24 protein-coding genes are annotated in these 21244 nt (G+C 65.9%); 10 read left to right on the forward strand and 14 right to left on the reverse strand.

Features of this window, described 5'->3' with window-relative positions:
- Positions 1–20 precede the first annotated feature (20 nt).
- Complete coding sequence (locus tag AC4LGL_RS02515) at positions 21–1493, reverse strand: carboxyl transferase domain-containing protein (protein WP_135358841.1); 1473 nt, start codon at positions 1491–1493, stop codon at positions 21–23.
- 26 nt (positions 1494–1519) lie between these two features.
- On the opposite strand from AC4LGL_RS02515, the gene AC4LGL_RS02520 reads away from it, so the two are divergent.
- The 5 genes from AC4LGL_RS02520 to AC4LGL_RS02540 all read left to right on the forward strand — a co-directional run bounded on the left by AC4LGL_RS02520 (position 1520) and on the right by AC4LGL_RS02540 (position 6632).
- The gene (locus AC4LGL_RS02520; protein WP_055117418.1) at positions 1520–2254 is read left to right on the forward strand and encodes an enoyl-CoA hydratase; all 735 of its coding nucleotides are present in this window, start codon (positions 1520–1522) and stop codon (positions 2252–2254) included.
- Between the two features lies 1 nt (position 2255).
- A complete protein-coding gene (locus tag AC4LGL_RS02525; RefSeq protein ID WP_055117417.1) occupies positions 2256–3374 on the forward strand; it encodes an MBL fold metallo-hydrolase in 1119 nt (372 codons plus the stop codon).
- 66 nt (positions 3375–3440) lie between these two features.
- On the forward strand, positions 3441–5933 hold the full coding sequence (locus AC4LGL_RS02530) for a cation-translocating P-type ATPase (protein WP_491837467.1): 2493 nt from the start codon (positions 3441–3443) through the stop codon (positions 5931–5933).
- Positions 5934–6002: 69 nt separating this feature from the next.
- Positions 6003–6182: an antitoxin gene (locus tag AC4LGL_RS02535; protein ID WP_055117413.1), complete on the forward strand. Its 180-nt coding sequence runs from the start codon at positions 6003–6005 to the stop codon at positions 6180–6182.
- A gap of 3 nt (positions 6183–6185) precedes the next feature.
- Positions 6186–6632 carry a type II toxin-antitoxin system Rv0910 family toxin gene (locus AC4LGL_RS02540; RefSeq protein WP_491837468.1) on the forward strand — a complete coding sequence of 149 codons (447 nt, stop codon included), beginning with the start codon at positions 6186–6188 and terminating at the stop codon, positions 6630–6632.
- A 41-nt stretch (positions 6633–6673) separates the two neighbouring features.
- Here the strand turns inward: AC4LGL_RS02540 and AC4LGL_RS02545 are convergent, their stop codons facing one another.
- The 13 genes from AC4LGL_RS02545 to AC4LGL_RS02605 form a co-directional block, all read right to left on the reverse strand.
- Positions 6674–7243, reverse strand: a complete 570-nt coding sequence (locus tag AC4LGL_RS02545) for an isomerase (RefSeq protein ID WP_491837469.1) — start codon at positions 7241–7243, stop codon at positions 6674–6676.
- Positions 7240–8457, reverse strand: a complete 1218-nt coding sequence (locus AC4LGL_RS02550; RefSeq protein WP_491837470.1) for a cytochrome P450 — start codon at positions 8455–8457, stop codon at positions 7240–7242. Before AC4LGL_RS02550 ends, AC4LGL_RS02545 begins: the two co-directional genes overlap by 4 nt.
- Positions 8450–8863, reverse strand: coding sequence for a VOC family protein (locus tag AC4LGL_RS02555; protein WP_491837471.1), 414 nt, complete (start codon positions 8861–8863; stop codon positions 8450–8452). The genes AC4LGL_RS02550 and AC4LGL_RS02555 overlap by 8 nt, the downstream gene beginning before the upstream one ends.
- Positions 8860–9918, reverse strand: coding sequence for an NAD(P)H-dependent amine dehydrogenase family protein (locus tag AC4LGL_RS02560; protein ID WP_491837472.1), 1059 nt, complete (start codon positions 9916–9918; stop codon positions 8860–8862). Before AC4LGL_RS02560 ends, AC4LGL_RS02555 begins: the two co-directional genes overlap by 4 nt.
- The gene (locus AC4LGL_RS02565; RefSeq protein ID WP_491837473.1) at positions 9911–10960 is read right to left on the reverse strand and encodes an NAD(P)H-dependent amine dehydrogenase family protein; all 1050 of its coding nucleotides are present in this window, start codon (positions 10958–10960) and stop codon (positions 9911–9913) included. Before AC4LGL_RS02565 ends, AC4LGL_RS02560 begins: the two co-directional genes overlap by 8 nt.
- Positions 10957–12177: a cytochrome P450 gene (locus AC4LGL_RS02570; RefSeq protein ID WP_491837474.1), complete on the reverse strand. Its 1221-nt coding sequence runs from the start codon at positions 12175–12177 to the stop codon at positions 10957–10959. The genes AC4LGL_RS02565 and AC4LGL_RS02570 overlap by 4 nt, the downstream gene beginning before the upstream one ends.
- 8 nt (positions 12178–12185) lie before the next feature.
- Positions 12186–12614, reverse strand: coding sequence for a hypothetical protein (locus AC4LGL_RS02575; protein ID WP_491837475.1), 429 nt, complete (start codon positions 12612–12614; stop codon positions 12186–12188).
- 32 nt (positions 12615–12646) lie between these two features.
- Positions 12647–13348 (reverse strand): hypothetical protein, encoded by a 702-nt coding sequence (locus tag AC4LGL_RS02580; protein WP_064914346.1) that lies wholly within the window; start codon positions 13346–13348, stop codon positions 12647–12649.
- On the reverse strand, positions 13345–13476 hold the full coding sequence (locus AC4LGL_RS02585) for a hypothetical protein (RefSeq protein WP_255740330.1): 132 nt from the start codon (positions 13474–13476) through the stop codon (positions 13345–13347). The genes AC4LGL_RS02580 and AC4LGL_RS02585 overlap by 4 nt, the downstream gene beginning before the upstream one ends.
- A gap of 15 nt (positions 13477–13491) precedes the next feature.
- On the reverse strand, positions 13492–14295 hold the full coding sequence (locus tag AC4LGL_RS02590; protein WP_491837476.1) for a CbbQ/NirQ/NorQ/GpvN family protein: 804 nt from the start codon (positions 14293–14295) through the stop codon (positions 13492–13494).
- Positions 14292–15821, reverse strand: coding sequence for a nitric oxide reductase activation protein NorD (locus AC4LGL_RS02595; protein WP_491837562.1), 1530 nt, complete (start codon positions 15819–15821; stop codon positions 14292–14294). The genes AC4LGL_RS02590 and AC4LGL_RS02595 overlap by 4 nt, the downstream gene beginning before the upstream one ends.
- Before the next feature lie 150 nt (positions 15822–15971).
- Complete coding sequence (locus tag AC4LGL_RS02600; protein WP_491837477.1) at positions 15972–16574, reverse strand: TetR/AcrR family transcriptional regulator; 603 nt, start codon at positions 16572–16574, stop codon at positions 15972–15974.
- Positions 16575–16630: 56 nt separating this feature from the next.
- The gene (locus tag AC4LGL_RS02605; protein WP_064887317.1) at positions 16631–17362 is read right to left on the reverse strand and encodes a hypothetical protein; all 732 of its coding nucleotides are present in this window, start codon (positions 17360–17362) and stop codon (positions 16631–16633) included.
- Positions 17363–17501: 139 nt separating this feature from the next.
- On the opposite strand from AC4LGL_RS02605, the gene AC4LGL_RS02610 reads away from it, so the two are divergent.
- The 5 genes from AC4LGL_RS02610 (at position 17502) to AC4LGL_RS02630 (ending at position 21226) form a co-directional block, all read left to right on the forward strand.
- Complete coding sequence (locus AC4LGL_RS02610) at positions 17502–18290, forward strand: SDR family NAD(P)-dependent oxidoreductase (RefSeq protein WP_491837478.1); 789 nt, start codon at positions 17502–17504, stop codon at positions 18288–18290.
- Positions 18291–18309: 19 nt separating this feature from the next.
- Positions 18310–19383, forward strand: a complete 1074-nt coding sequence (locus AC4LGL_RS02615; protein ID WP_491837479.1) for an NAD(P)H-dependent amine dehydrogenase family protein — start codon at positions 18310–18312, stop codon at positions 19381–19383.
- 127 nt (positions 19384–19510) lie between these two features.
- Positions 19511–20020, forward strand: a complete 510-nt coding sequence (locus AC4LGL_RS02620) for a MarR family winged helix-turn-helix transcriptional regulator (RefSeq protein WP_491837480.1) — start codon at positions 19511–19513, stop codon at positions 20018–20020.
- Between the two features lie 41 nt (positions 20021–20061).
- On the forward strand, positions 20062–20424 hold the full coding sequence (locus AC4LGL_RS02625) for a nuclear transport factor 2 family protein (RefSeq protein WP_491837481.1): 363 nt from the start codon (positions 20062–20064) through the stop codon (positions 20422–20424).
- 61 nt (positions 20425–20485) lie between these two features.
- A complete protein-coding gene (locus AC4LGL_RS02630; protein ID WP_491837482.1) occupies positions 20486–21226 on the forward strand; it encodes an SDR family NAD(P)-dependent oxidoreductase in 741 nt (246 codons plus the stop codon).
- Positions 21227–21244: the final 18 nt, after the last annotated feature.

A 21244-nucleotide genomic window follows, 5' to 3' on the forward strand; every position in this document is an offset into this window, starting at 1 on the left:
CGTTACCAAACGCACCCAAATCACCCGAGCCCGATGCGCCGGTAACGGTCCAGCCGGGTCTGCAGCCGCTGCTCGCCGGGCACCGCACGCAACTGGGCAAGCTCGCTGCCGATCGCGGTCGACAGTCGCTGGGTGAAGGCCCTTGGCTCGTCCGCGGCGTCGGGATGTTCGGGCACGATCACATCGACGATGCCCGCCCGCAGCAGGTCTGTCGACCGAACCCCTTGTGCGGCAGCCAGTTCGGCGGCATGAGCGGTATCGCGGAAGACGATCGCGCTCGCCCCCTCGGGCGGCAGGGGCGCCAGCCAGCCGTTGGCCGCGGCCAGCACCCGGTCGGCGGGCACCATGGCCAGGGCGGGCCCGCCGCTGCCCTGGCCCATCAGCACCGACACCGTCGGAGTGTCCAGTGTGACCAATTCGGCCAGGCAGCGGGCGATCTCACCGGCCAGCCCGCCCTGCTCGGCCTCGATCGACAGAGCTGGGCCCGGGGTGTCGATCACCAGGACCAGCGGCAGTTGCAGACCGGCTGCCAACGCCATGCCGCGCCGGGCCTCACGCAGCGCGCCTGGCCCGACCAGCCCACCCTCACTGCGGCGCTGGCCGAGCACCACCGCGGGCTGCCCACCGAAGCGGGCCAGGGCCAGCAGCATCGTCGCGGCTTCGCCGCGTTCGGTTCCGGAGAGCAGTACCCGGTCCGTCGCTCCGTGCCGCAACAGGTACCCCACTCCGGGGCGGTCGGGCCGCCGCGAGGCCAGCACCGATTCCCAGGCGGGCACGTCGGGCAGTGGCTCAGGGGCCGTGGGCGCAGGGGGCGGGACAGGAGTGTCCACGACCACCCGCAGCGTGCGGTCCAGGGTGTCGCGCAGCAGCGCGAGCGGCACCACCCCGTCGATCACGCCGTGGGCGTGCAGATTCTCGGCGGTCTGCACACCGGAGGGGAACGGTTCTCCGTACAGGTGCTCGTACACCCTGGGCCCGAGGAAGCCGATCAACGCGCCGGGCTCGGCGGCGGTGACGTGCCCCAGTGAACCCCAGGAGGCGAACACCCCGCCGGTGGTGGGATGCCGCAGGTAGACGAGGTAGGGCAGGTGGGCCTGCTTGTGCAGTTCGACGGCGGCGGCGATCTTGACCATCTGCAGAAAGGCCACGGTGCCTTCCTGCATCCGGGTCCCGCCGGAGCTCGGGGAGGCCAGGATCGGCAGCCGCTCGGCTGTGGCTCTCGTCACCGCGGCGGTGATCCGCTCGGCGGCCGCCACCCCGATCGATCCGGCCAGGAAATCGAACTCGCAGGCCACCACGGCCACCCGGCGGCCGAAGATGGTGCCCTCGCCGGTCAGCACGGATTCGTCGAGCCCGGTCTTCGCCGATGCCTCGGCCAGTTCGCGCTGGTAGTCCTCGGAACGGGCCACCTCAAGGGGCGCCGTGTCCCAGCTCTGGAACGAGCCCTCGTCGAGCACTGCATCACGAAGCGCGCGGGCGCCGATCCGACTCACGGCGTCAGCCTATATAGGCTGACCACATGATTGGTGTGACCAGAGACGGCAGTGTCCTGACCCTGGAACTGCAACGCGAGGAGCGGCGCAACGCGCTGAACTGCGAGCTTGTCGACAGCTTGCGGGAAGCGGTCGAGCATGCCGCTGAGCAGGACATCCGGGCCATCGTGCTGACCGGCGCGGGCCCGGTGTTCAGCTCGGGCGCGGACCTGACCGATGCCGCGGGCATGGCCGAGAAGCTTCCCGACAAGGCGCTGGCGCTGAACCTGGCGATCGACAAGGCGCCGGTGCCGGTCATCGGCGCGATCAACGGCCCGGCGATCGGTGCGGGCGTCATCTTGTCGATGATCTGCGATCTGCGGGTCGTCGCGCCCGAGGCCTACTTCCAGTTCCCGGTCGCGAAGTACGGCCTGGCCTTGGACAACTGGAGTATCCGGCGGCTGACCTCGCTGGTGGGTTACGGCCGGGCACGCGGCATGCTGCTCGGCGCCGAGCGGCTCACCGCGGAGACCGCGCTGCAGACCGGCATGGCCAACCGCATCGGCACGCTGGCCGACGCCCAGAAGTGGGCGGCCGAGCTCGCCGGGTTCGCCCCGCTGGCGCTGCAGCACGCCAAGCGGGTGCTCAACGACGACGGCGCCTACGAGGAGTCGTGGCCCGCCCACAAGGAGCTGTTCGACAAGGCGTGGGGCAGCCAGGACGTCATCGAAGCCCAGGTGGCCCGGATCGAGAAGCGGCCACCGAACTTCACCGGGGCCTGACATGCTGGGCGCTGCGCTGCGGTTGGGTGCCAGGTCGGCTTCGCTGCTGGCCGGCGGGTGGTTGGTGCGTGCGCTGAACGGAACCTACGCGTCGGTGGGGGCACTGCCCCGCGACATCCGCCCGGTCGCGCAGCGGTCCCTGCAGTACGCCGACGGCGTGTTCGTCAACATCGAGCCGGCCTCTCCCGGCGTCACCATGAGCCGGGAAGAGTGGCGCATGCTGATCAGCGAGATGCTCAGCTCACGCTCGGCCAGCCGGCCGCCGGGGCCGATCCCGCTCGCCGATCCCGCTGAAAATGAAGCCGGGGAGTCCGTATCCCCATGTGCGGTGTCCTGGTACGGGCACTCCACCGCGCTGGTGGAGATCGACGGGTACCGGGTTCTGACCGATCCGGTGTGGAGCCGTCGCTGTTCGCCGTCACGCGTGGTGGGCCCGCAGCGGCTGCATGAGCCGCCGCTGCCGCTGGAAGCTCTGCCGGCCGTGGACGCGGTGGTGATCAGCCACGATCACTACGACCATCTCGACATCGAGACGGTCCTGGGGTTGGTCCGAACCCAGCGGGCGCCGTTCGTGGTGCCGCTGGGCATCGGGGCGCATCTGCGCAAGTGGCGGATACCCGAAGAGCGGATCATCGAGCTGGACTGGAACGAGAGTCACCGGATCGGCGAGCTGACCCTGGTGTGCACACCGGCCCGGCACTTCTCCGGGCGGCTGTTCCAGCGCAACACGACGCTGTGGGCGTCGTGGGCGTTCATCGGGCCGCAACACCGCGCGTTCTTCGGCGGAGATACCGGCTACACCAAGAGCTTCGCCGAGATCGGTTCGGAATACGGGCCTTTCGATCTGACCCTGCTGCCGGTCGGGGCGTATCACCCGAGTTGGCCCGACATCCACATGAATCCCGAGGAGGCGGTGCGAGCCCATCTGGACGTCGCCGATTCCGGGTTGTTGGTGCCGGTGCACTGGGCGACGTTCCGGCTGGCGCCGCACCCGTGGGCCGAGCCGGTGCGCCGATTGCTGACTGCGGCCGATCCGGCCGGGGTGCAGATCGCGGTGCCACGCCCGGGGCAGCGGGTGGACGCCGCGTCCGCGGCACTCGACCCGTGGTGGGAGTTCTGACCGGTTTCCGATGGCAAACTGACGTCTTGAGCTGCACGACACCGACGGGACGAGGACTTTTCGCGGATGACGACGATCAATGTCACTGGCCTCACCGATGCCGAGGTGGCCCAGCGGGTAGCCGAGGGTAAGAGCAACGACGTCCCGACGCGTGCGGCGCGCAGCATCTCCGACATCATCCGCGGGAACGTGTTCACGCGGATCAACGCGATCCTCGGTGTGCTGTTTCTGATCGTGCTGTCCACCGGTTCCTTGATCAACGGGGCGTTCGGCCTGTTGATCATCGCCAACAGCGCCATCGGCATCATCCAGGAGATCCGGGCCAAGCAGACCCTGGACAAGCTGGCCATCGTCGGACAGGCCAAGCCGACGGTGCGGAGAGAATCCGGTAGCCGCGCGGTGCTGCCCGCCGAGGTCGTGCTCGACGACATCATCGAGCTCGGCCCCGGCGATCAGATCGTGGTGGACGGCGAGATCATCGAGGATTCCAACCTTGAGGTCGACGAGTCGTTGTTGACCGGCGAGGCCGATCCGATCGTCAAAGCCGTGGGCGACGCGGTGATGTCGGGCAGTTTCGTGGTTGCCGGTTCCGGCGCCTACCGGGCCACCAAGGTCGGGCACGAGGCGTACGCCGCCAAGCTCGCCGAGGAGGCCTCCAAGTTCACGCTGGTGAAATCCGAACTGCGCAACGGCATCAACAAGATCCTGCAGTTCATCACCTACCTGCTGGTGCCCGCCGGCCTGCTCACCATCTACACCCAGCTGTTCACCACCGACCCTCGGGTCCTGGACTCGCTCAAGCGGACCTACCTCGACATCGTCGCCAACGAGGGCGGCTGGCGAGAGTCGCTGGCAATCATCATGAGTCAGGTCTTCACCACCGATGCGGTGTGGCATGAACCGGTGCTGCGCATGGTGGGAGCCTTGGTTCCGATGGTGCCCGAAGGCCTGGTGCTGATGACGTCGATCGCGTTCGCGGTCGGGGTGGTGCGGCTGGGCCGGCGCCAGTGCCTGGTCAACGAGCTTCCCGCGATCGAGGGTCTGGCGCGCGTCGATGTGGTGTGCGCGGACAAGACCGGCACGTTGACCGAAAACGGTATGCGGGTCAGCGATCTCAAGCACTGTCACCGAGACGACGAAAATACTGTCACAGACGCTTTGGCGCAGTTGGCTGCCGATGACGCCCGGCCCAATGCGAGCATGCTGGCCATCGCCGAGGCTTTCGCGACGCCGCCGGGATGGACGGCCACCGCGACGGCCCCGTTCAAGTCCGCCACCAAATGGAGCGGTGCGTCCTACGGTGAGCACGGCAACTGGGTGATCGGTGCCCCGGATGTGTTGTTGGACTCCAGCTCACCGGTGGCCGAGGAAGCTGAGCAGATCGGGGCCCAGGGGCTACGGGTGCTGCTGGTCGGGTCGTCCGACCTGGTGGTCGACGCGCCGCAGGCCCCGGGTACGGTCACCCCGGTCGCATTGGTGGTGCTGGAGCAGCGGATCCGTCCCGATGCCGGTGACACCCTCGAATACTTCGCTTCCCAGCATGTTTCGGTCAAGGTGATCTCCGGGGACAACGCGGTGTCGGTGGGCGCGGTGGCCGGCAAGCTCGGACTGCACGGCGAGACGATGGATGCCCGCCAGTTGCCGCACGAACCCGAGCAGTTGGCCGAGACCCTGGAGGAATACACGACGTTCGGCCGGGTGCGCCCGGATCAGAAGCGGGCCATGGTGCACGCCCTGCAATCACGCGGACACACGGTGGCCATGACCGGTGACGGCGTCAACGACGTGCTGGCCCTCAAGGATGCCGACATCGGCGTCGCGATGGGCTCGGGCAGTTCGGCGTCGCGTGCGGTGGCGCAGATCGTGTTGCTGGACAACAAGTTCGCGACGCTGCCCTATGTGGTCGGTGAGGGCCGGCGGGTGATCGGCAACATCGAGCGTGTCTCGAATCTGTTCCTCACCAAGACCGTGTACTCGGTGTTGCTGGCTATTCTGGTTGCGCTGGCCGGATTGTCGTCCAAGTTGTTCGGCACCGATCCGCTGTTGTTCCCGTTCCAGCCGATCCACGTGACCATCGCGGCCTGGTTCACCATCGGTATCCCGGCCTTCGTCCTGTCGCTGGCCCCGAACACCGAGCGCGCCCACACGGGCTTCGTGCGCCGGGTGATGACGGCCGCACTGCCCTCGGGCCTGGTGGTCGGCACCGTCACCTTCATCTCCTACCTGGTGGCCTATCAGGGCCGGGATGCCGACCTGACGGAGCAGACGCAGGCCTCGACGGCGGCGCTGATCACGTTGCTGGTGTCCTCACTGTGGGTGCTGTCGGTGGTGGCCCGCCCGTATGAGTGGTGGCGCGTGGCCCTGGTCGCGTTTTCCGGGTTGGCGTACGTGCTGATCTTTTGTTTGCCGTTGGCTCAACGCCTGTTCATGCTGGATCCGTCGAACCTCAAGGTCACCGCGGTTGCGCTGGGCATCGGCCTGGTCGGAGCATCGCTGGTCGAGGTGCTCTGGTGGGTTCAGGGGAGGGTGCTGGGGGAGAAGCGCCGGTTGTGGAGATAGACTGGCGCGGCGGACGCCGGTGAGTTTGCGGCAGCGTTTCCGCTGATCACGAGAAGATAGGGTGGGCTGATGGGATTCCTGGACAAGGCCAAGAGCCTGTTGTCGCAGAACGCTGACAAGGTGGAGCAGGTCATCGACAAGGCCGGCGACATCGTCGACGAGAAGACGCAGGGCAAGTACAGCCAGCATGTCGACAAGGCGCAAGAAGCGGCGAAGAACGCCCTCAACAAGGAAGAACCGCAGCAGTAAGCTATGGCCAAATTGTCTGTCTCCGTCGATGTTCCGTTGCCGCCGGAGAAGGCGTGGGAGTACGCCTCAGATCTGTCTCGTTACGACGAGTGGCTCAGCATCCACCGGGCGTGGCGCTCGAAGCTGCCCGAAACCCTGGAAAAGGGCACGGTCATCGACTCGATCGTCGAAGTCAAGGGCATGTTGAACCGCGTGAAGTGGACGCTGGTGAACTACAAGCCGCCGCAGTCCCTGACCCTCAACGGCGATGGCCGTGGCGGGGTAAAGGTCAAGCTGATCGGAAAGATCACGCCGGCTGCCGTTGACGGCGACGACGGTGCGAAAGTTTCCTTTGACGTGCACCTCGGTGGGCCCGCCCTGTTCGGGCCGATCGGCATGGTGGTCGCCGCCGCGCTGAAGGGCGATATCCAGCAGTCGCTCAACAAGTTCAAGGCGCTGTACGCGTCGTAGTTTCTCGCGAACAGCCCCCGCGTGCGGGGGCTGTTCGCGCATCAGCGGCGAAATCGCCGGCTGACCAGCTTGCTGAACTCGACCGTCGAACGCCGGACGGATTCGAACTCGAGAGACACCAGCAGCGTGTCGACCATCGCGAAGGGCAGCGTGGTCACCACCGCGCCGCGGCCATATTCGAGGTGCCAGGATCCGGGGTGGATGGTCAGGCCGCGGGCATGCCCACGTTCCAGGCAGGTGCGCTCGCCGGGGAGCAGCGTCGGCATCGGCTCGGTGTCGTCGGAATCGAGGTCGTAGGAGTCGATCTGCCCGGCGAGCAGGAACTTGTGGATGTCGACGTGCTTGTATCGGCCTGAAAAGCCCTGTGTCCCAGTGGGGGAACCGAAAAGCACCAGATACTCGCGGGGGCTGAAGTACAGGAACCTGACCTTTCCGAGGATTCCTCCGGCCTTGCTACCCACCCACCGGCCCGGACCCCTGTGGATCAGGTCGGGATACGCGTCGGCGAGTCGTTCGATTGCGTGTGCGAGGAGCGTGCCATCTGCCAATGGCAGGCCGACGACCTGCTTGGCCACGCTGTGCAGCACGTCCGGGTCGATCTTGTACGTCATCGGTCGAACTCCAGCGGAAGACTGGTCGGGCCGCTCAGACCGAGTAGTGGCTTCCAGGGAACCGATCCGGCCACCCGCGGGTTCGGAAGCCGTCGAGACAGGATCGTGAGTGCCTCGGACAGCTCGAGCCGCGCCAGGTTGGCGCCCAGGCAGTAATGCACGCCGCCACCAAAGGTCAGGATCGGCGGCGGGTCGTCGCGGGTGATATCGAAGCGGGTCGGGTCGTCGTAGACGGATTGATCACGGTTGGCCGCATAGGTGTTCACGAGGATGAAAGCCCCTGCGGGAAAACTGTAGTCGCCGATCTCGGCGTCGTCGGCGACGCTGCGCACGGTGCTGCACATCGATGGCGAATGCCGCATGGTTTCCTCGACGGCGCGCATGGCCAGCTCGGGCTGCTCCCGCAACAGCGCCCACTGGTCGGGGTGGTCGCAGAGCACCTGCATCGAGGCCGCCAGTTGGCTGCGGGTGGTGTCGGTTCCGGCGATCAGGATGGAGAACGCCAGCATCCTCAGTTCGGCGGCGTCCAGTCGGTCTCCGCCGTCTTCGATGCGGATCAGGTCGGACAGCAGATCGTCGGTCAGGTGCCGGCGCCGGTCGGCGATCATGTCGTCGATGTAATCGTCGAACTCGTCCCACGCCTTCAACACGACCGGCTCCTCCTGGGCGAGGTCGCAGTCGAAGCTGACGATCTTGAAGATGTCCTCGGCCCAGCGGGAGAACTGCTGCCAGTCCTCGCGCGGTGCGCCGAACAGGGCGCAGATGATCGGAATCGGATACGGCCGTGCGACGTCTGCCACGAACTCGCACCGGCCGGCGTCTTGAATTCCGTCGAGCAGTTCGTTGACGACACTGTGGATCGCGTCGTGCATGCGCGCGGTGGCGCGCGGCGTGAAAGCCCGGGCGACCAGGCTGCGCAACCGGCGGTGTTCTTCACCCTCCATGTTCAGGATGCTGCGGGTCACCCTGTCCCACAACGGACCCGACGTGATGCCATGGGCGGACAGGTGAATGCCCTGGGGGATCCCGAACCGCGGATCGCGCAGTACGGCGCGCGCCATCTCGTAGGACAGCACTTCGGGCCCGATCGGGCCGAGCGCGATCGGCGCGACTTCCTGAGCCGCCCGGAACTGCTGATAGATCTGCTGCGGGGTGTCGGTGACGGAGTAGTCGAGGGTCGGCAGACCCGCTTCGAAAACACTCGGCTTACACATTGGTGGACAGGAATGTCAGGGGCAGTCCCAGGGCGGACACGTCGATCTCGTCGAGGTAGGAGCCTTCACCGGAGAACCCCTGACGGAACCGCGTTTCCGACCCGTACCGCTGTGTCACGGCCTCGGCCGCCGCGGCGTCCGGCACGCGGAGAACCACGGTGTAGACGCCGTCGCCGTGACGGTCGAGGAAGTCGTTGACAGAGGCCGCGACTGACGCGGTCGAGCCGGGCAGTGGGCTGATCAGCTCGACGCCGCGGTCCCAGTCCAGGTGTACATGGACGCCGAGGTCGCTGAGTTCGGCGGCGTTGAAGGTGAATCCGAGGTCGGTGAACATCTGCACCATGTCGGCTGTCCGCTCCGCGGCGACCGCGAACACGACATGGTGCAGGGCGGGCTGGGCGGTCATCGGCGGACGAGTCCGCGAGGCCGGATGAGCCCGAGGTCGAGGTGGTTGTGCCAGCCCGGCGGGGCATCGCAGACATCGGGGATCGCGTTGATGGCTCCCATGGCCGTCCAGTCGTAGCCGGGATGGGCCATGGTGCCGTCGGCCTGCCGGACACCTTTGAGAGTCAGCTCGGTGGGCGGGTCGCCCTCGATCACGATCTCGTACCGGGTCTCGCCCCAATCCCATGCCGGTTCGAGTTTGTCGGGGCCGGCGGTCACGTAGATCGCGTGGAAGACGATCAGCGGCTGCCCGCCCACCCACGCGGTCCATTCGTGGCGTTGCGCGGCGACGGTGCCCTTGGGGATCGCGCCCTCGTCGTGGGGGATGTCCTCGGCGGCGGTCGCGACTTCGACGTCGGCGGCGGTCACCTCGTCGATGGTCACGCCGAGGCCGTCGGCGATCATGTGCATCGACTGGGCGAAGAACGGCAGGCCGAGACCCAGAATTGTTGGCTCGGTGAGGAATTTGTCCTTGTCCTTGCCGAACCCCATCCAGTCGACGTGGTCCATCGGCGCGTCTTTGAGGACGTCGACGACCTCGTACACATGGATCGTGTCGATCCGGCTCATCACCCGGGCCAGGGTGAGCGGCAGGATGTCCCCGGCGTAACCGGGATGGATACCACCGCCGTGGAACGAGGTCCCGCCGTCGGCGCAGGCGGCTCGGATCTGTTCGGCGGGCTCGCGGAAATCCGGTGACGGATGGAAGAACCCGCTCGTGGTCACCACATTCTTGCCGGACCGTAGCAGCCGGCACACGGTGTCGACGTCCATGATGACCGGCGTGTAGAACACGCAGTCGGCGTCGAGCGCGACGATGGCGTCGACGTCGTCGGTGGCGGTCACGCCGATGGGTGGGATACCGGCGATCACACCGGCGTCCTTGCCCACCTTGTCTTCGCTGTGCACCAGGACACCGACGAGGTCGAACACCGGACTCTCGGCGAAGTGCCGCACGCCGGCCCGGCCGACGTCGCCGGTCATCCACTGGATGATCCGGTAGGTCTTGTCAGACATGGAGTACACCTCGGGGCATCAGTAGGGGCAGGTCGTTGTAGGTGGCGATGCCCGGGGGCGCCGCCACCACCGCGAGGATCGCGGTGATTGCGGGCATGGCGGTGATCGTCAGGCCGAGCATGATGAAGTCCTCGATGGTCTCGGCTACGAAGTCCGGAGGAGGTTCAAAGCTCAAGGTGCTCTTGATGGTCGGCCGGCCTTCCACGGTGACGGTGTAACCGAACGCGGTCGACCAGGCCGGTTCCAGCGATTGGCCCTTCGTCCAGACGCCGCGAATCTCGATCACGTCGCGCCCGCCGGCCGTGCCCACCCACCGGACATCGATGCCGGCCACGCAGCCGGCGGCGATGGTCCAGTCTCCGGGCAGATCCAGGTCTTCGGTGGTCTGGGCATAGGCGGCGTCGCACCGGATACTGTCGAGTTCGACGCCGAGAGCACCCGCGACGAGTTGGACCGCTTCGCGGAAGATGCCTGATCCCTTCTCGGTGACCGCGTGCAGGTCCGGGTGGTCGATGGGATAGCCGAAGCCCATCGGGATCTCGGTGGCCGGCGAGTTGTAGATCGTGGTGTCGAACGACTCCAGGATGGAGATCCGGTCGACACGATCGGAGATGCCTGCGGTCACGACGGCGAACAACTGGATGAAGCCCGGGTTGATGCCGCTGCCGAATATGGTTGAGCCGCCCCGTTTGCAGGCGTCGATGACGCGATCGCGGCCGTCGCCCAGGTTGTCTCCGTTGATGAACTCGGAGGTGGTGACGACGTTGATACCGGCGCCGAGGATGCGGACCAGTACGTCGACATCGGCGAACATGGGGTTGTAGACGACGCAGTCCGGCTGCAGGGCCAGGAGCGCGTCGACGTCGTCGGTGGCGGCCACGCCCAGTGGTTCGATGCCGCAGAGTTCGCCGACGTCCTTGCCCACCTTGTCGGGTGCCCAGGCGTAGCAGCCGACGAGCTCGAGATCGGTGTTCGCGACGATGGCGTGGACCGACTTGCGGCCGACGTTGCCCGTCGTCCACTGCACGACCCGGTAGGTCATGTGTCCGACCGGCTGCCGGGCGTGAAAGTGACCGGGACCGAGCGGAATCCGCGGGTGACGGAGTTGCCATGAAATCGTGCGACTTCGTCTCCCGCGAGAGTGAAGTCGGGCATTCTGGACAGCACCCGCTCCAGGCCCACCTGGAATTCGAGTCGAGCCAGGTTGGACCCGAGGCAGCGGTGCACGCCGGCGCCGAAGCCGAGGTGCCGGTTCTCGCGGCGGTCGAGGATGCACCGGCCCGCGTCGGCGAACTCCTGTTCGTCGCGGTTGGCGGCGGCGTAGTTGACGATCACCGACTCGCCCGGCGAGAAGGTGCAGCCGTTCAGTTCCACCTGTTTGGCCACGGTGCGGGGAATGCCGTGGATCGACCCGGCGAACCGGATGAATTCCTCGACAGCACGGGTGAGGAGTTCGGGATCGCCGATCAGGCGGTCGCGCTCGGCCGGGTTGGTGGCGAGGTAGTGATAGGCGAAAGACATTGCACTGGCGGTGGTCTCGAGGCCGGCCTGGACCAAGAGCATGGCGTTGGACACGACGTCGCCGAACGATAGTTTCTCTCCGTCGATCTCCGCGGACAGCAGGACGTCGATCATGTCGTCACGGGGCGGCTGGTCCATTCGTGCGGTCACGGCGTCGTGCAGGTGCTGATACAGCCCGCCCCAGGCGCTCATCCGGTCCTGCTCGGTGGCGCCGTTGAGCGCCGTGTCGGTCAGTTCGACGCACAGCGGGACGTCTTCGATCGGCATGCCGAGCAGATACTTGAAGAACACGATTCCGGGCTGGCGCCAGGCGATCTGGGCCAGGTCACCGGATCCACCCTCGATGAGCTCGTCGATGAGCCGGTCGGTCTCGGTACCGATCTCGGGTCGCAGCGCCTTCATCCGCGCCGGGGAGAAGTACGGGTTCAGGACCTTGCGGAACTTCTGCTGCCGCGGCGGGTCGAGGGTGATCACCAGATCCCCGGCGAGCTGCTCGGCGCCCTCGGGCGTCGGGTTGCTGGAGAAGTGCTCCCAGTCCTGCAGGATCTTGACGCACTCCGCGTAGCGCACCGCCACCCACGCACCCGCCGGCGTCGCGCTGAGAAATGGCTTGTCGGTGCGCGCGAACGGCGATTGCCGTCGCATCACCTCGTAGACGTCGTACAGGAAGTCGTTGTCGTTGAAATCCTGGTGGCGCAGATCCCAGTTGTGCGCGTGGCGTTCGAGTGACTCCGGCACGGGGGCTCCTACGGGCTCGGCTGTTGTTGCTGGGCTGACTCACGTGCTTCTCGTTCTTCGTGGATGCGCACCAGCTCACGGAATCCGATCCGGTGATATTTGGGTACCGGCTGGATGCCCCACTCGTCCTGCGCGGTGTCCTTGCCCTCGGCGCCCTCGGGTGGGCCGAATGCCGGGTACGGCACCTTGCATTCGAGGGTGTCGTCGGAATACCGAACCTTGAGCAGTTCACTGCAGATCTGGGTCAGGCTCAACGTGGGGTAGCCGTAGTACACCGCCATGAACGGCAGGGTGAAGGCACCCTCGACGACGAGGGCGACCAGGCACACGAGGACCGCGCGCTTGATCCACTTGTGCATGCGTGCGTAGTAGGGCGTGGTCCCGGGAGGGAGGTCCTCAGACTTCTGGTCTTCGGTGGTTTCAGGTGTGGTCGTCACAGTGTCTCTCCTAAGTGCTGCATGAATTACGTTCAGTCGGAGAAGATTTCGCGGTTCACCGTGTGCAGGTACGGGATCGCGAGGAACGGGGTGATGTAGAAGATGTCGTAGAGCCACCACCCGATGACCGGGAACACGACGCCGGCGTAACGAACGTCGGCATACATCGTCATGTTGAACACGTACAGACACCAGATGAGTACGCCCATCCAGCAGGTGATGATCATCCACTGGTGGCCCCAGCGCTTCATCTGCAGAAAGCCGATCGCTGCGGCACACCGCATCGCGAAGACGGTGAGGATCATGCCGAACACCATGGACTTCTCACCCGGCCCGGCGGCGCCGCCCATCCACAGTTCGTTGTAGTGCCAGAAGTATCCGGCGTCGAACATGGCGCCCCAGCCGACCATCAGCACCCGGTTGATCAGCGTGTGGTTGGCGACCAGGTCGAGGGCCCACCCGAGGCTGTTGAGCATGCCGTCGATCAGCACGAGATACCCGATGAGCGTGACGATCATCGGCCGGACCGAATATCCCGCGCGCAACGCCTGGCGCTGTAACCACACGCCGCGCATGAAGATGGGGAAGCCGATGAGCCCGGGTGCCCACATGCCCATCAGGGCCGCACCGACGATCATCCACTTGTCGGCCCGCCGCTGCGCCAACCGGGACTGTTCGTGGTGCTCCTCAAGGTTGAGAGAGCCCTCTGCTGGGACCGATGCCGTGACTTTCACAGGTCCCACCAGCCTCGGGTGAACGACATGTACAGCTGGATTCCGAACATCGCCAGCAGGTATCCGTAGATGACGATCTGCAGGACGATGAGGGCTTTCTTGCGGTTACGTTCCTTCTGATCCACCATGGTGGCGATTCCTTCCTAGGCGCTTGAGGTGCCGGCGTCGGCTCCGGAGAGGCACGCGGACGCGACCTCCCGCAGCCCTTCGGTGATGGCGCCGTCGCTGGACAGCGGGGCGAGGACACAGGCCTCTGCGGCTTCGAGTTCCGTTGCACCGGCGGCGATCAGGTGTGCCGCCGTGACGAGAACCCGAGTGGAGGGCGGTTCGAAGTGGAACGCCTCGTCCGCAGTACGGATCGCGGTGGCGCACCGGACCAAGCGCTGTGCGGTGGGCAGTCCGACGCCGGTCTCGGCGACGATCACCTCTGCCTCGCGTTCGGGCGGCAGGTACCGCATCGGCAGCGTGACGAAACGCTGCCGGAAGGACGGTTTGAGCTCTTTGAGTGAGCTGCGGTAGGCGGGATTGTAGGAGCACACCAGCATGAAAGTCTCTGGCGCATGGACGACTTCACCCGCACGATCCAGATAGAGCGTCCGCCTGTGGTCGGTGAGCGAGTGCAGGACGGCCAACGAATCGTGACGCGCCTCGACAACCTCGTCGAGGTAACAGATCGCCCCGGCCTTGACGGCCCGCGTGAGGGGCCCGTCGGTCCAGACCACGTCACCCCCGGTGACCATGAACCGTCCGACGAGGTCCGAGCTGGTCAGGTCGTCGTGGCAGCTGATGGTGACGACCGGACGGCTGAGCAGCAGTCCCATGTGCTCGACCAGGCGGGTCTTGCCGCATCCTGTCGGGCCGGTAAGCATCACCGGCAGGCGCTGGCGGCAGGCCTGCTCGAACAGCTGAACCTCGTTGGCGTTGGCGTAGTACGTGTTTTCGGTCATACGGATACCAGCTCCCGGTGGACGTGCGCGAGGACGCGGGGAAGTTCTTCGATGCGGCGGATGCGTTGGGACCGTTTGGGGCCGAACACTTCCGGCAGGGGATCGACGCGCACGGGGCCGACGCCGACGTAGTACATGGAGACGCCGGCGTCGTTGGCTTCCTCCACGGCGTGGGCGGCATCGGCCCAGGCGTAGCGGCCCTCGTAGCCCTCGTCCGAGATCAGGCCGTCACCGATGACGATGAGCAACCTGCGCTCCGAAGGCTGTGCGAGCAGGCGGCTGGTCATATGCCGCAGCGGCGCACCGAGTCTGGTGTAGCCCCCGGTCGACAGGCCCAGGCTGCCGGGCGGGACGAAACGACGGTCCGCGAAATCCTTGAGGCAGTTGACTTCCACGCGATGGCGGGTGTTCCCGGTGAACGTGAATATGCCGTGGCGTTCCCGGGCCGACGTCATCGCGCGGGACAGGGCGTCGGCGCAGGCGAGCTCCAGTTTGAAGATCCGGCCCCCGTGCACACCCAGCGACGAGCTGCCGTCGAGGAGCAGCGCGGATGTCACGTCACGGCTGGCGGGCAACAGTTCACGGAAGAGGCGCGGTTCGACCGCCTCACCGGTCGTCAGGTCGATGAAGTGGTTGACGTACTGGTCGACGTCGAGGTCGGAGCCGTCTTCCAGCCGGTTCTTCATGGCCCGGTGGGTGTTCTCCTCGAACCACTTCCGGACGTCGACGGCGACTGCACCGGGCTGCCGGTCGCGGCTGGAGCGGGTCTGCTCGAGAACCGCGACGTGGTCCGGCATGAAGCTCTTCGTCCACGCGTTCCATTCCGGGTAGGGGATTCCCGGCCGGTGGTCGGGGGTGATGTCGAGGTCGTTGTCCTGAGGCCGGCTGGGTGGGGGCAGGTTCGAGTTGCGTACTCCTCCGTCTCCGCCGGCGGGGACGGAGTGTGGTGCGGGTGAACGCTTCTGGTTGGTGGTCCACGGCAGTCGCCCGAAGGCACGGCGCAGCTTGTCGGACAGGCCCTGCGGCAGGGTGTATGCCCGCGGCAGGCTGCCGAGCAGTGGGTCGATGGAGAGCTGCTGCGAGGTACGCGCAAGGGCAATGGCCCGGTTCAGCATCTCTTCGGCGTCCAAGTCCGCGCTGGCCGGTTCCAGGTGTGGCAGCGCTGCGCGCAGGTCGGCCGCCAGCCCGGGCCAGTTCTCGGCGACCCAGCCCAGCGCGACGCCGGCTTCGACGAGGGTGAGCGCGGCCAGTTCGCGGGTCGAGAGCTCGTTGAGGCGGTAGTCGAGAATGCGCTCTTTGGATGGTGAGCACTGCAGTGCCACACCGCATGTCAGCGTCCGCCGGGTCCAGTCACGACGGGGCGGATGGGGCACGTGCACGACGTCGAGCAGGGAACTCAGACCGAAGCCGCGATGCTGGCCGCTGACCAGGCGGGCCCCGGTACGGCGCTGGTCGCTCAACGCCACGGCGGTGACGGCGCAACTGCGCTCGGTCGCCATGGCGTGGGCTTCGCTGAGCTCGGGCATCTGCTGCGTCACGCTTCAGAAGGTCCCGATGTTGGAGAACATCCAGTACCAGAACCAGATGATCAAGCCGGTGCCGCCCCAGGCGGCCACGTAGCGGAGTATCTCCCAGATCCAGCCGGCCACGTCAGTTCTCCTCGCAGAAGGGATGATTCATCGGACCTCCAGTCCTCGTCGTGCGGTGATGACCAAGTTGGCCAGCATCGCGTCGCGGTGCTGACTGTTGGCGGTGGTGGTCAGGACGCCGTAGATCCCCAGGAGGAAGAATGCGGCGCTGTAGAAGGCGTCGACCTCGGGATGTACCTCGCCGTCACCGCGGGCGCGCTCGATCTCGCGGACGAGCAGAACGATCATCGGGTGGTCGCTCCATTCGTCCTTGGTGGGACGCGTCGGCGAGAAGTGCAGCGCAAGGAGCTCTTTGAACAGGAGCGGCCCGAAGCGCTGCTCCAGGCTGCCCACCAGGCGGACGAGCTCGGTCAGCGCCGTTGCGAGATCATGTGCATTCTCGAGAAAGCCGGCGAATTCGGCTGCCATGCGCGTCTCTTCGCGGCGCTCCAGTTCCAGCAGCACGTGTTCCTTGCTGGGGAAGTGGAAGAAAAAGGTTCCGTGGGCAACGCCCGCTGCACTGACGATCGCGCCGACATCCGCCCCGGCCATGCCCGACGACTGGAACTCGGCGACGGCCGCGCCGAGTATCCGTTCCCGCGTCTGTAATCGGCGCAGATCGCGCGCCGACTGCTTGATCTGTGGCGTCATGTTCCGCTCATTTCTAGCCCTATTACTGATTGCAGTCAATGAGTGAAGTCATTGAACTAATCGGAGAAGATCTCGCGGTTGACCGAATGCAGGTACGGGATCGCGAGGAATGGAGTGATGTAGAAGATGTCGTAGAGCCACCACCCGACCACCGGCAGCACGACGCCGGCGAAGCGGACATCGGCGAACATCGTCATGTTGAACACGTAGAGACACCAGATGACGATCCCCATCCAGCAGGTGATGATCATCCACTGGTGGCCCCAGCGCTTCATCTGGAGGAAACCGATGCCCGCGGCGATCCGCATGGTGAAGACGGTGAGGATCATGCCGACTTCCATGGCCTTCTCGCCGGGTCCGGCGGCCCCGCCGATCCATAGCTCGTTGTAGTGCCAGAAGTAGCCCGCATCGAACATTGCGCCCCAGCCGTTCAACAGGATTCGGGCAAGGATGGTGTGGTTGGCGGCGACGTCGAGCGCCCAGCCGACGGTGTTGATCGCGGCGTCGATGATCACCAGATAGCCGATCAGGGTGACCAGCATCGGCCGGACGGACAATCCGTCGCGCTGAGCTTTGCGAAGCAGCCAGACGCCTCGTAGGAAGAGGGGCAGGCCGAAGATTCCGAGGGCTGCGGAGCCGATCAGCAGGCTGCCGGAAATGAGCCACTTGTCGGCCTGGCGCTGCGCACGCTGGGAGGCCTCCAGGTGTTCGTCGAGCCCGCTGGCCGACGGGCGCGCCACGTCGTCCGCACTGCCGCCACGCTTCAGATTGAACGTTGGCAAGTTCATGCAGACTGACTATAGTCAATCAACCTGGGCAGTCAATCGGCTACTCCACCCGCGCCGAAATGGCATTCCAGCAGGGTTCCACTCGACATTTCCCTGCTGGAATGCCATTTCGGCAGCTGCCTCAACGGAGAGGAACGCCATGGCAATAGAGCAGTTCGGCCTGGAAGGTCAGGTCGCGATCGTCACCGGCGCCGGCAAGGGCGTCGGACAAGGCATCGCGCGAGTTCTGGCGGAGGCCGGCGCCACCGTAGTCGGCACGGCGAGAACGGAATCCGACATCGTCGGGACCATCGAAGGCATCGAGGCCGCCGGCGGTAAGGGTTTGGCGGTGGTCGCCGACGCGATGAGCCGACCTGACGGGGAGCGGGTGGTGGGCTCGGCCATGGAGCGGTTCGACCGCATCGACATCCTGATCAACAACGTCGGCGGATCCACCTACGCGCGGTTCCTCGATATCACCGACGAGGACTTCAGGCACACCTTCGATTGGTGTGTCACTTCGGCTTTCATCATGAGTCAACTTGTGGCACCGCACATGATCGCGGCCGGGCGGGGCTCGATCGTCAACATCTCCTCGGGGTCGGCCCGGTTCGGGATCCCTGCCTTGACCGCCTACTGCACGGCCAAGGGGGCTCTTGAGGCGCTCACCCGCGCGATGGCGCAGGAGTTGGCGCCCAAGATCCGGGTGAACGCCATCGCGCTGGGATCGTTCGCGACCGAAGGTTTACAAGGAAGCCTTGACTTGTTACCCGGGTCGTTGGAGAAGATGAAGGAGGCGACGCCGTTGCATCGCCTCGGCGATGTGGAGGACCTCGGGAGGTTGTGCGTGTATCTGTCCACGCGCGACTGCTACGCAACGAACGCGATCTTCCACGTCGACGGCGGTATCGACTCGAACAACTCGCCGTTGCCGATCCCCGACTACTGAGCAGGAACAGGTTTTGACGATGCGCAGAGTGGTCCAGTTCTCCACCGGCAATGTCGGCAGGCATTCGCTGGCGGCGATCATCGGCAGGCCGGATCTCAAGCTGGTCGGTGTTCATGCCTCCGGCCCGGACAAGATCGGCCGTGACGCTGCCGAATTGTGTGGAATAGGCGACCCGACGGGTGTCATCGCGACCGACGACATCGACGCGCTCATCGCCCTTGGCCCCGATTGCGTGGTCTATACGGCATTGGGTGAGACCCGGCCGATGGAGGCAATCGAGCAGATGTCGCGGTTCCTGGCGGCCGGGATCAACGTGGTCGGGACCTCGATGGTGTGGTTGGTGACCCCGCGCCAGGCCGACGACTGGTTACGGGTGCCGCTTGAGGAGGCATGTTCGGCGGGGAACTCGTCGCTGTATGTCAACGGCATCGACCCTGGGTATTCGGGGGACACCGCGGTGTACGCCGCGCTCAGCCTGGTCACCCGCGCCGAGTCGGTGACGGTCAAGGAGATCTTCGACTACGGCAACTACGACGATTACGAATACACCGGCACCGCCATGGGTTTCGGCACCACCCCGGACGACGATCTGCCGATGGCGTTCCAGCCGGGCGTGGTCACGTCGATGTTTGGTGGCCTGGTGCGCAATCTCGCCGACCGGCTGGGGGTGGAACTCGACGAGGTCGGTCAGCGTTTCGAGCCGTGGTACAGCCCCGAGCGCATCGAATGCACGATGATGACCGTCGAGCCAGGACAACTGGCCGGGGTGCGGTTCGCCGCCGAAGGTGTGCGTGGCGGCGTCCCCGTCATCACGATCGAGCACACCACGCGGCTCACCCCGGCGGCCGCGCCGGATTGGGAGTATCCGCCGGAAGGTCAGTCCGGGGTGCACAAGGTGATCGTGGAGGGCGAGCCGCGCATCGAGGTGAGCACTGAGCTGTCTCATCCGACGCTCGACGTGACCGACGCCGGATGTGTGTCCACCGCGGCGCGGGTGGTCAACGCGATCGACTGGGTGTGTGATGCTCCAGCGGGATTGATTGCCGCCGAGGACATCCCACCGACCGCACTGATCCGTGGCTTGATGTGGTGAATGGGTGATCAGTCTCGACGGCCCTCGGACGGTACTGGCCGAACATCTCACTAAGTGAAGGCCGTCGATCTCAGTCGCTTGATTCGTCCGGGTTTCAACTGATGCGCGGACCGTCATACTGACAAATGTGACGCCGAGAAAAGTGCGGGACACATCACCGAAGCGGGGATGGTTGACGCCGAAACAGCAGCGCGCCTGGGTCGCGTACATGCGGGTCCAGCTGCGGATGAACTACGAAATCAACCGCCAGCTGCAGGCCGACTCCGGATTGTCGCTGGCCGACTATGACGTGCTGGTGGCGCTCAGTGCCGACAACGCCGCGGGCATGCGGGTCAGCGATCTGGCGGCGCAGATCGGCTGGGAACGAAGCAGGCTGTCACATCAGCTGCGGCGCATGGAACAACGCGGCCTGACCGAGCGCCGCCCCAGCGCCGAAGACGGCCGCACCACCAACGTCGTGCTCACCGCGAGCGGCCGGCGGGCGATCGCCGAGGCGGCACCCGGGCATGTCGACCTGGTGCGCAGCCTGTTCTTCGACCCCCTGCCCGAGAACTTGCTCGGCCCGTTCACCGCCGCGCTGGAACACATACACGTCCACCTCAATCACAACTGCTCACTACCGCCTGCGCCGAGCTAATCTTTAGGTGATTAATCACCTAAAGATTCAGGAGCAGGACATTGAGTGAGGTCATCACCCGCCTGATGGAGGCCAATCTGCTGGCCGTGTTCGACGAGCGCGACCCGCAGCGCCGCGCCGCGGTGATCGCCGATACCTACTCGGCCGACGTGCAGTGGATCGACGACGAAGGCACCGCCACCGGTCATGATGAGTTGAACGCCAAGGCTGCTGAACTGCAGGAAAAGTTACCGGGTCTTCACTTCGTTAAAGCGGGCCCGGTGCGCCAGACTCGCGGCCTGGGTTTTCTGGCCTGGGAGGTCCGCACGCCGGACGACACGACGGTCGCCTCCGGCTTCGACGTCGCCGAGATATCCGATGAACGCATAGTTCGGATGTGGACGGTCCTAAGCTCGCCGGAATAGGTGACATATCACCTAGGTTGTAGTGGGCGAACCGCACGAACCACACGAACGGAGCTTGATCATGGGACAACTCGACGGCAAGACGGCACTGGTCACCGGTGGAACCTCGGGCATCGGTCTGGCGACGGCCAAGCGGCTCGCCGATGAAGGCGCGTATGTCTTCATCACCGGACGCGACCGCACCCGCCTCGACGAGGCTGCGGCGTCGATCGGCGCGCACGGCGTGCAGAGCGACATCAGCAAGCCGGAAGAACTCGACGCCCTCGCCGCTGAGATCGCCAAGCGCGGCCAGGGTCTCGACGTTGTCTTCGCCAACGCCGGCGGCGGCGATTTCGCCACTCTCGCCGAGGTGACGCCGCAGCACTACAGCGACAACTTCGACCGCAACGTGGCCGGCACGGTGTTCACCGTGCAGAAGACGCTCCCGCTGCTCAATGAAGGCGCCTCGGTGGTGCTGGCCGGATCCACCGCCGCCGCCAAGGGCATCCCGGCATTCGGGCTGTACGCCGCGTCGAAGGCCGCCATCCGCTCCCTGGGCCGCACCTGGGCCGCCGAACTGGCTGACCGCAAGATCCGCGTCAACACCATCGTTCCCGGCCCGGTCGAGACTCCCGGACTCACGGGCCTGGCACCCGCTGACCAGACGCAGGATCTGCTGGACGGTTGGGCGGCTCAGTTGCCGGTGAAGCGGGTGGGCCAGCCCGACGAAATCGCCGCGGCGGTGCTGTTCTTGGCCTCGGACCAGAGCAGCTTCATTACCGGGGCGGAGCTGGCTGTCGACGGTGGGCAGATTCAGGTCTGAGTTCAACGTGGGGGGACC

It is taken from the genome of Mycolicibacterium arcueilense, from assembly GCF_058536225.1.

Excerpts from the sequence above, each read along its gene's own strand:
- AC4LGL_RS02520 (WP_055117418.1), top strand. The coding sequence starts at position 1,520 with ATGATTGGTGTGACCAGAGACGGCAGTGTCCTGACCCTGGAACTGCAA.
- AC4LGL_RS02525 (WP_055117417.1), top strand. The coding sequence starts at position 2,256 with ATGCTGGGCGCTGCGCTGCGGTTGGGTGCCAGGTCGGCTTCGCTGCTG.
- AC4LGL_RS02530 (WP_491837467.1), top strand. The coding sequence starts at position 3,441 with ATGACGACGATCAATGTCACTGGCCTCACCGATGCCGAGGTGGCCCAG.
- AC4LGL_RS02535 (WP_055117413.1), top strand. The coding sequence starts at position 6,003 with ATGGGATTCCTGGACAAGGCCAAGAGCCTGTTGTCGCAGAACGCTGAC.
- AC4LGL_RS02540 (WP_491837468.1), top strand. The coding sequence starts at position 6,186 with ATGGCCAAATTGTCTGTCTCCGTCGATGTTCCGTTGCCGCCGGAGAAG.
- AC4LGL_RS02545 (WP_491837469.1), bottom strand. The coding sequence starts at position 7,243 with ATGACGTACAAGATCGACCCGGACGTGCTGCACAGCGTGGCCAAGCAG.
- AC4LGL_RS02550 (WP_491837470.1), bottom strand. The coding sequence starts at position 8,457 with ATGTGTAAGCCGAGTGTTTTCGAAGCGGGTCTGCCGACCCTCGACTAC.
- AC4LGL_RS02555 (WP_491837471.1), bottom strand. The coding sequence starts at position 8,863 with ATGACCGCCCAGCCCGCCCTGCACCATGTCGTGTTCGCGGTCGCCGCG.
- AC4LGL_RS02560 (WP_491837472.1), bottom strand. The coding sequence starts at position 9,918 with ATGTCTGACAAGACCTACCGGATCATCCAGTGGATGACCGGCGACGTC.
- AC4LGL_RS02565 (WP_491837473.1), bottom strand. The coding sequence starts at position 10,960 with ATGACCTACCGGGTCGTGCAGTGGACGACGGGCAACGTCGGCCGCAAG.
- AC4LGL_RS02585 (WP_255740330.1), bottom strand. The coding sequence starts at position 13,476 with ATGGTGGATCAGAAGGAACGTAACCGCAAGAAAGCCCTCATCGTCCTG.
- AC4LGL_RS02590 (WP_491837476.1), bottom strand. The coding sequence starts at position 14,295 with ATGACCGAAAACACGTACTACGCCAACGCCAACGAGGTTCAGCTGTTC.
- AC4LGL_RS02595 (WP_491837562.1), bottom strand. The coding sequence starts at position 15,821 with ATGCCCGAGCTCAGCGAAGCCCACGCCATGGCGACCGAGCGCAGTTGC.
- AC4LGL_RS02600 (WP_491837477.1), bottom strand. The coding sequence starts at position 16,574 with ATGACGCCACAGATCAAGCAGTCGGCGCGCGATCTGCGCCGATTACAG.
- AC4LGL_RS02605 (WP_064887317.1), bottom strand. The coding sequence starts at position 17,362 with ATGAACTTGCCAACGTTCAATCTGAAGCGTGGCGGCAGTGCGGACGAC.
- AC4LGL_RS02610 (WP_491837478.1), top strand. The coding sequence starts at position 17,502 with ATGGCAATAGAGCAGTTCGGCCTGGAAGGTCAGGTCGCGATCGTCACC.
- AC4LGL_RS02615 (WP_491837479.1), top strand. The coding sequence starts at position 18,310 with ATGCGCAGAGTGGTCCAGTTCTCCACCGGCAATGTCGGCAGGCATTCG.
- AC4LGL_RS02630 (WP_491837482.1), top strand. The coding sequence starts at position 20,486 with ATGGGACAACTCGACGGCAAGACGGCACTGGTCACCGGTGGAACCTCG.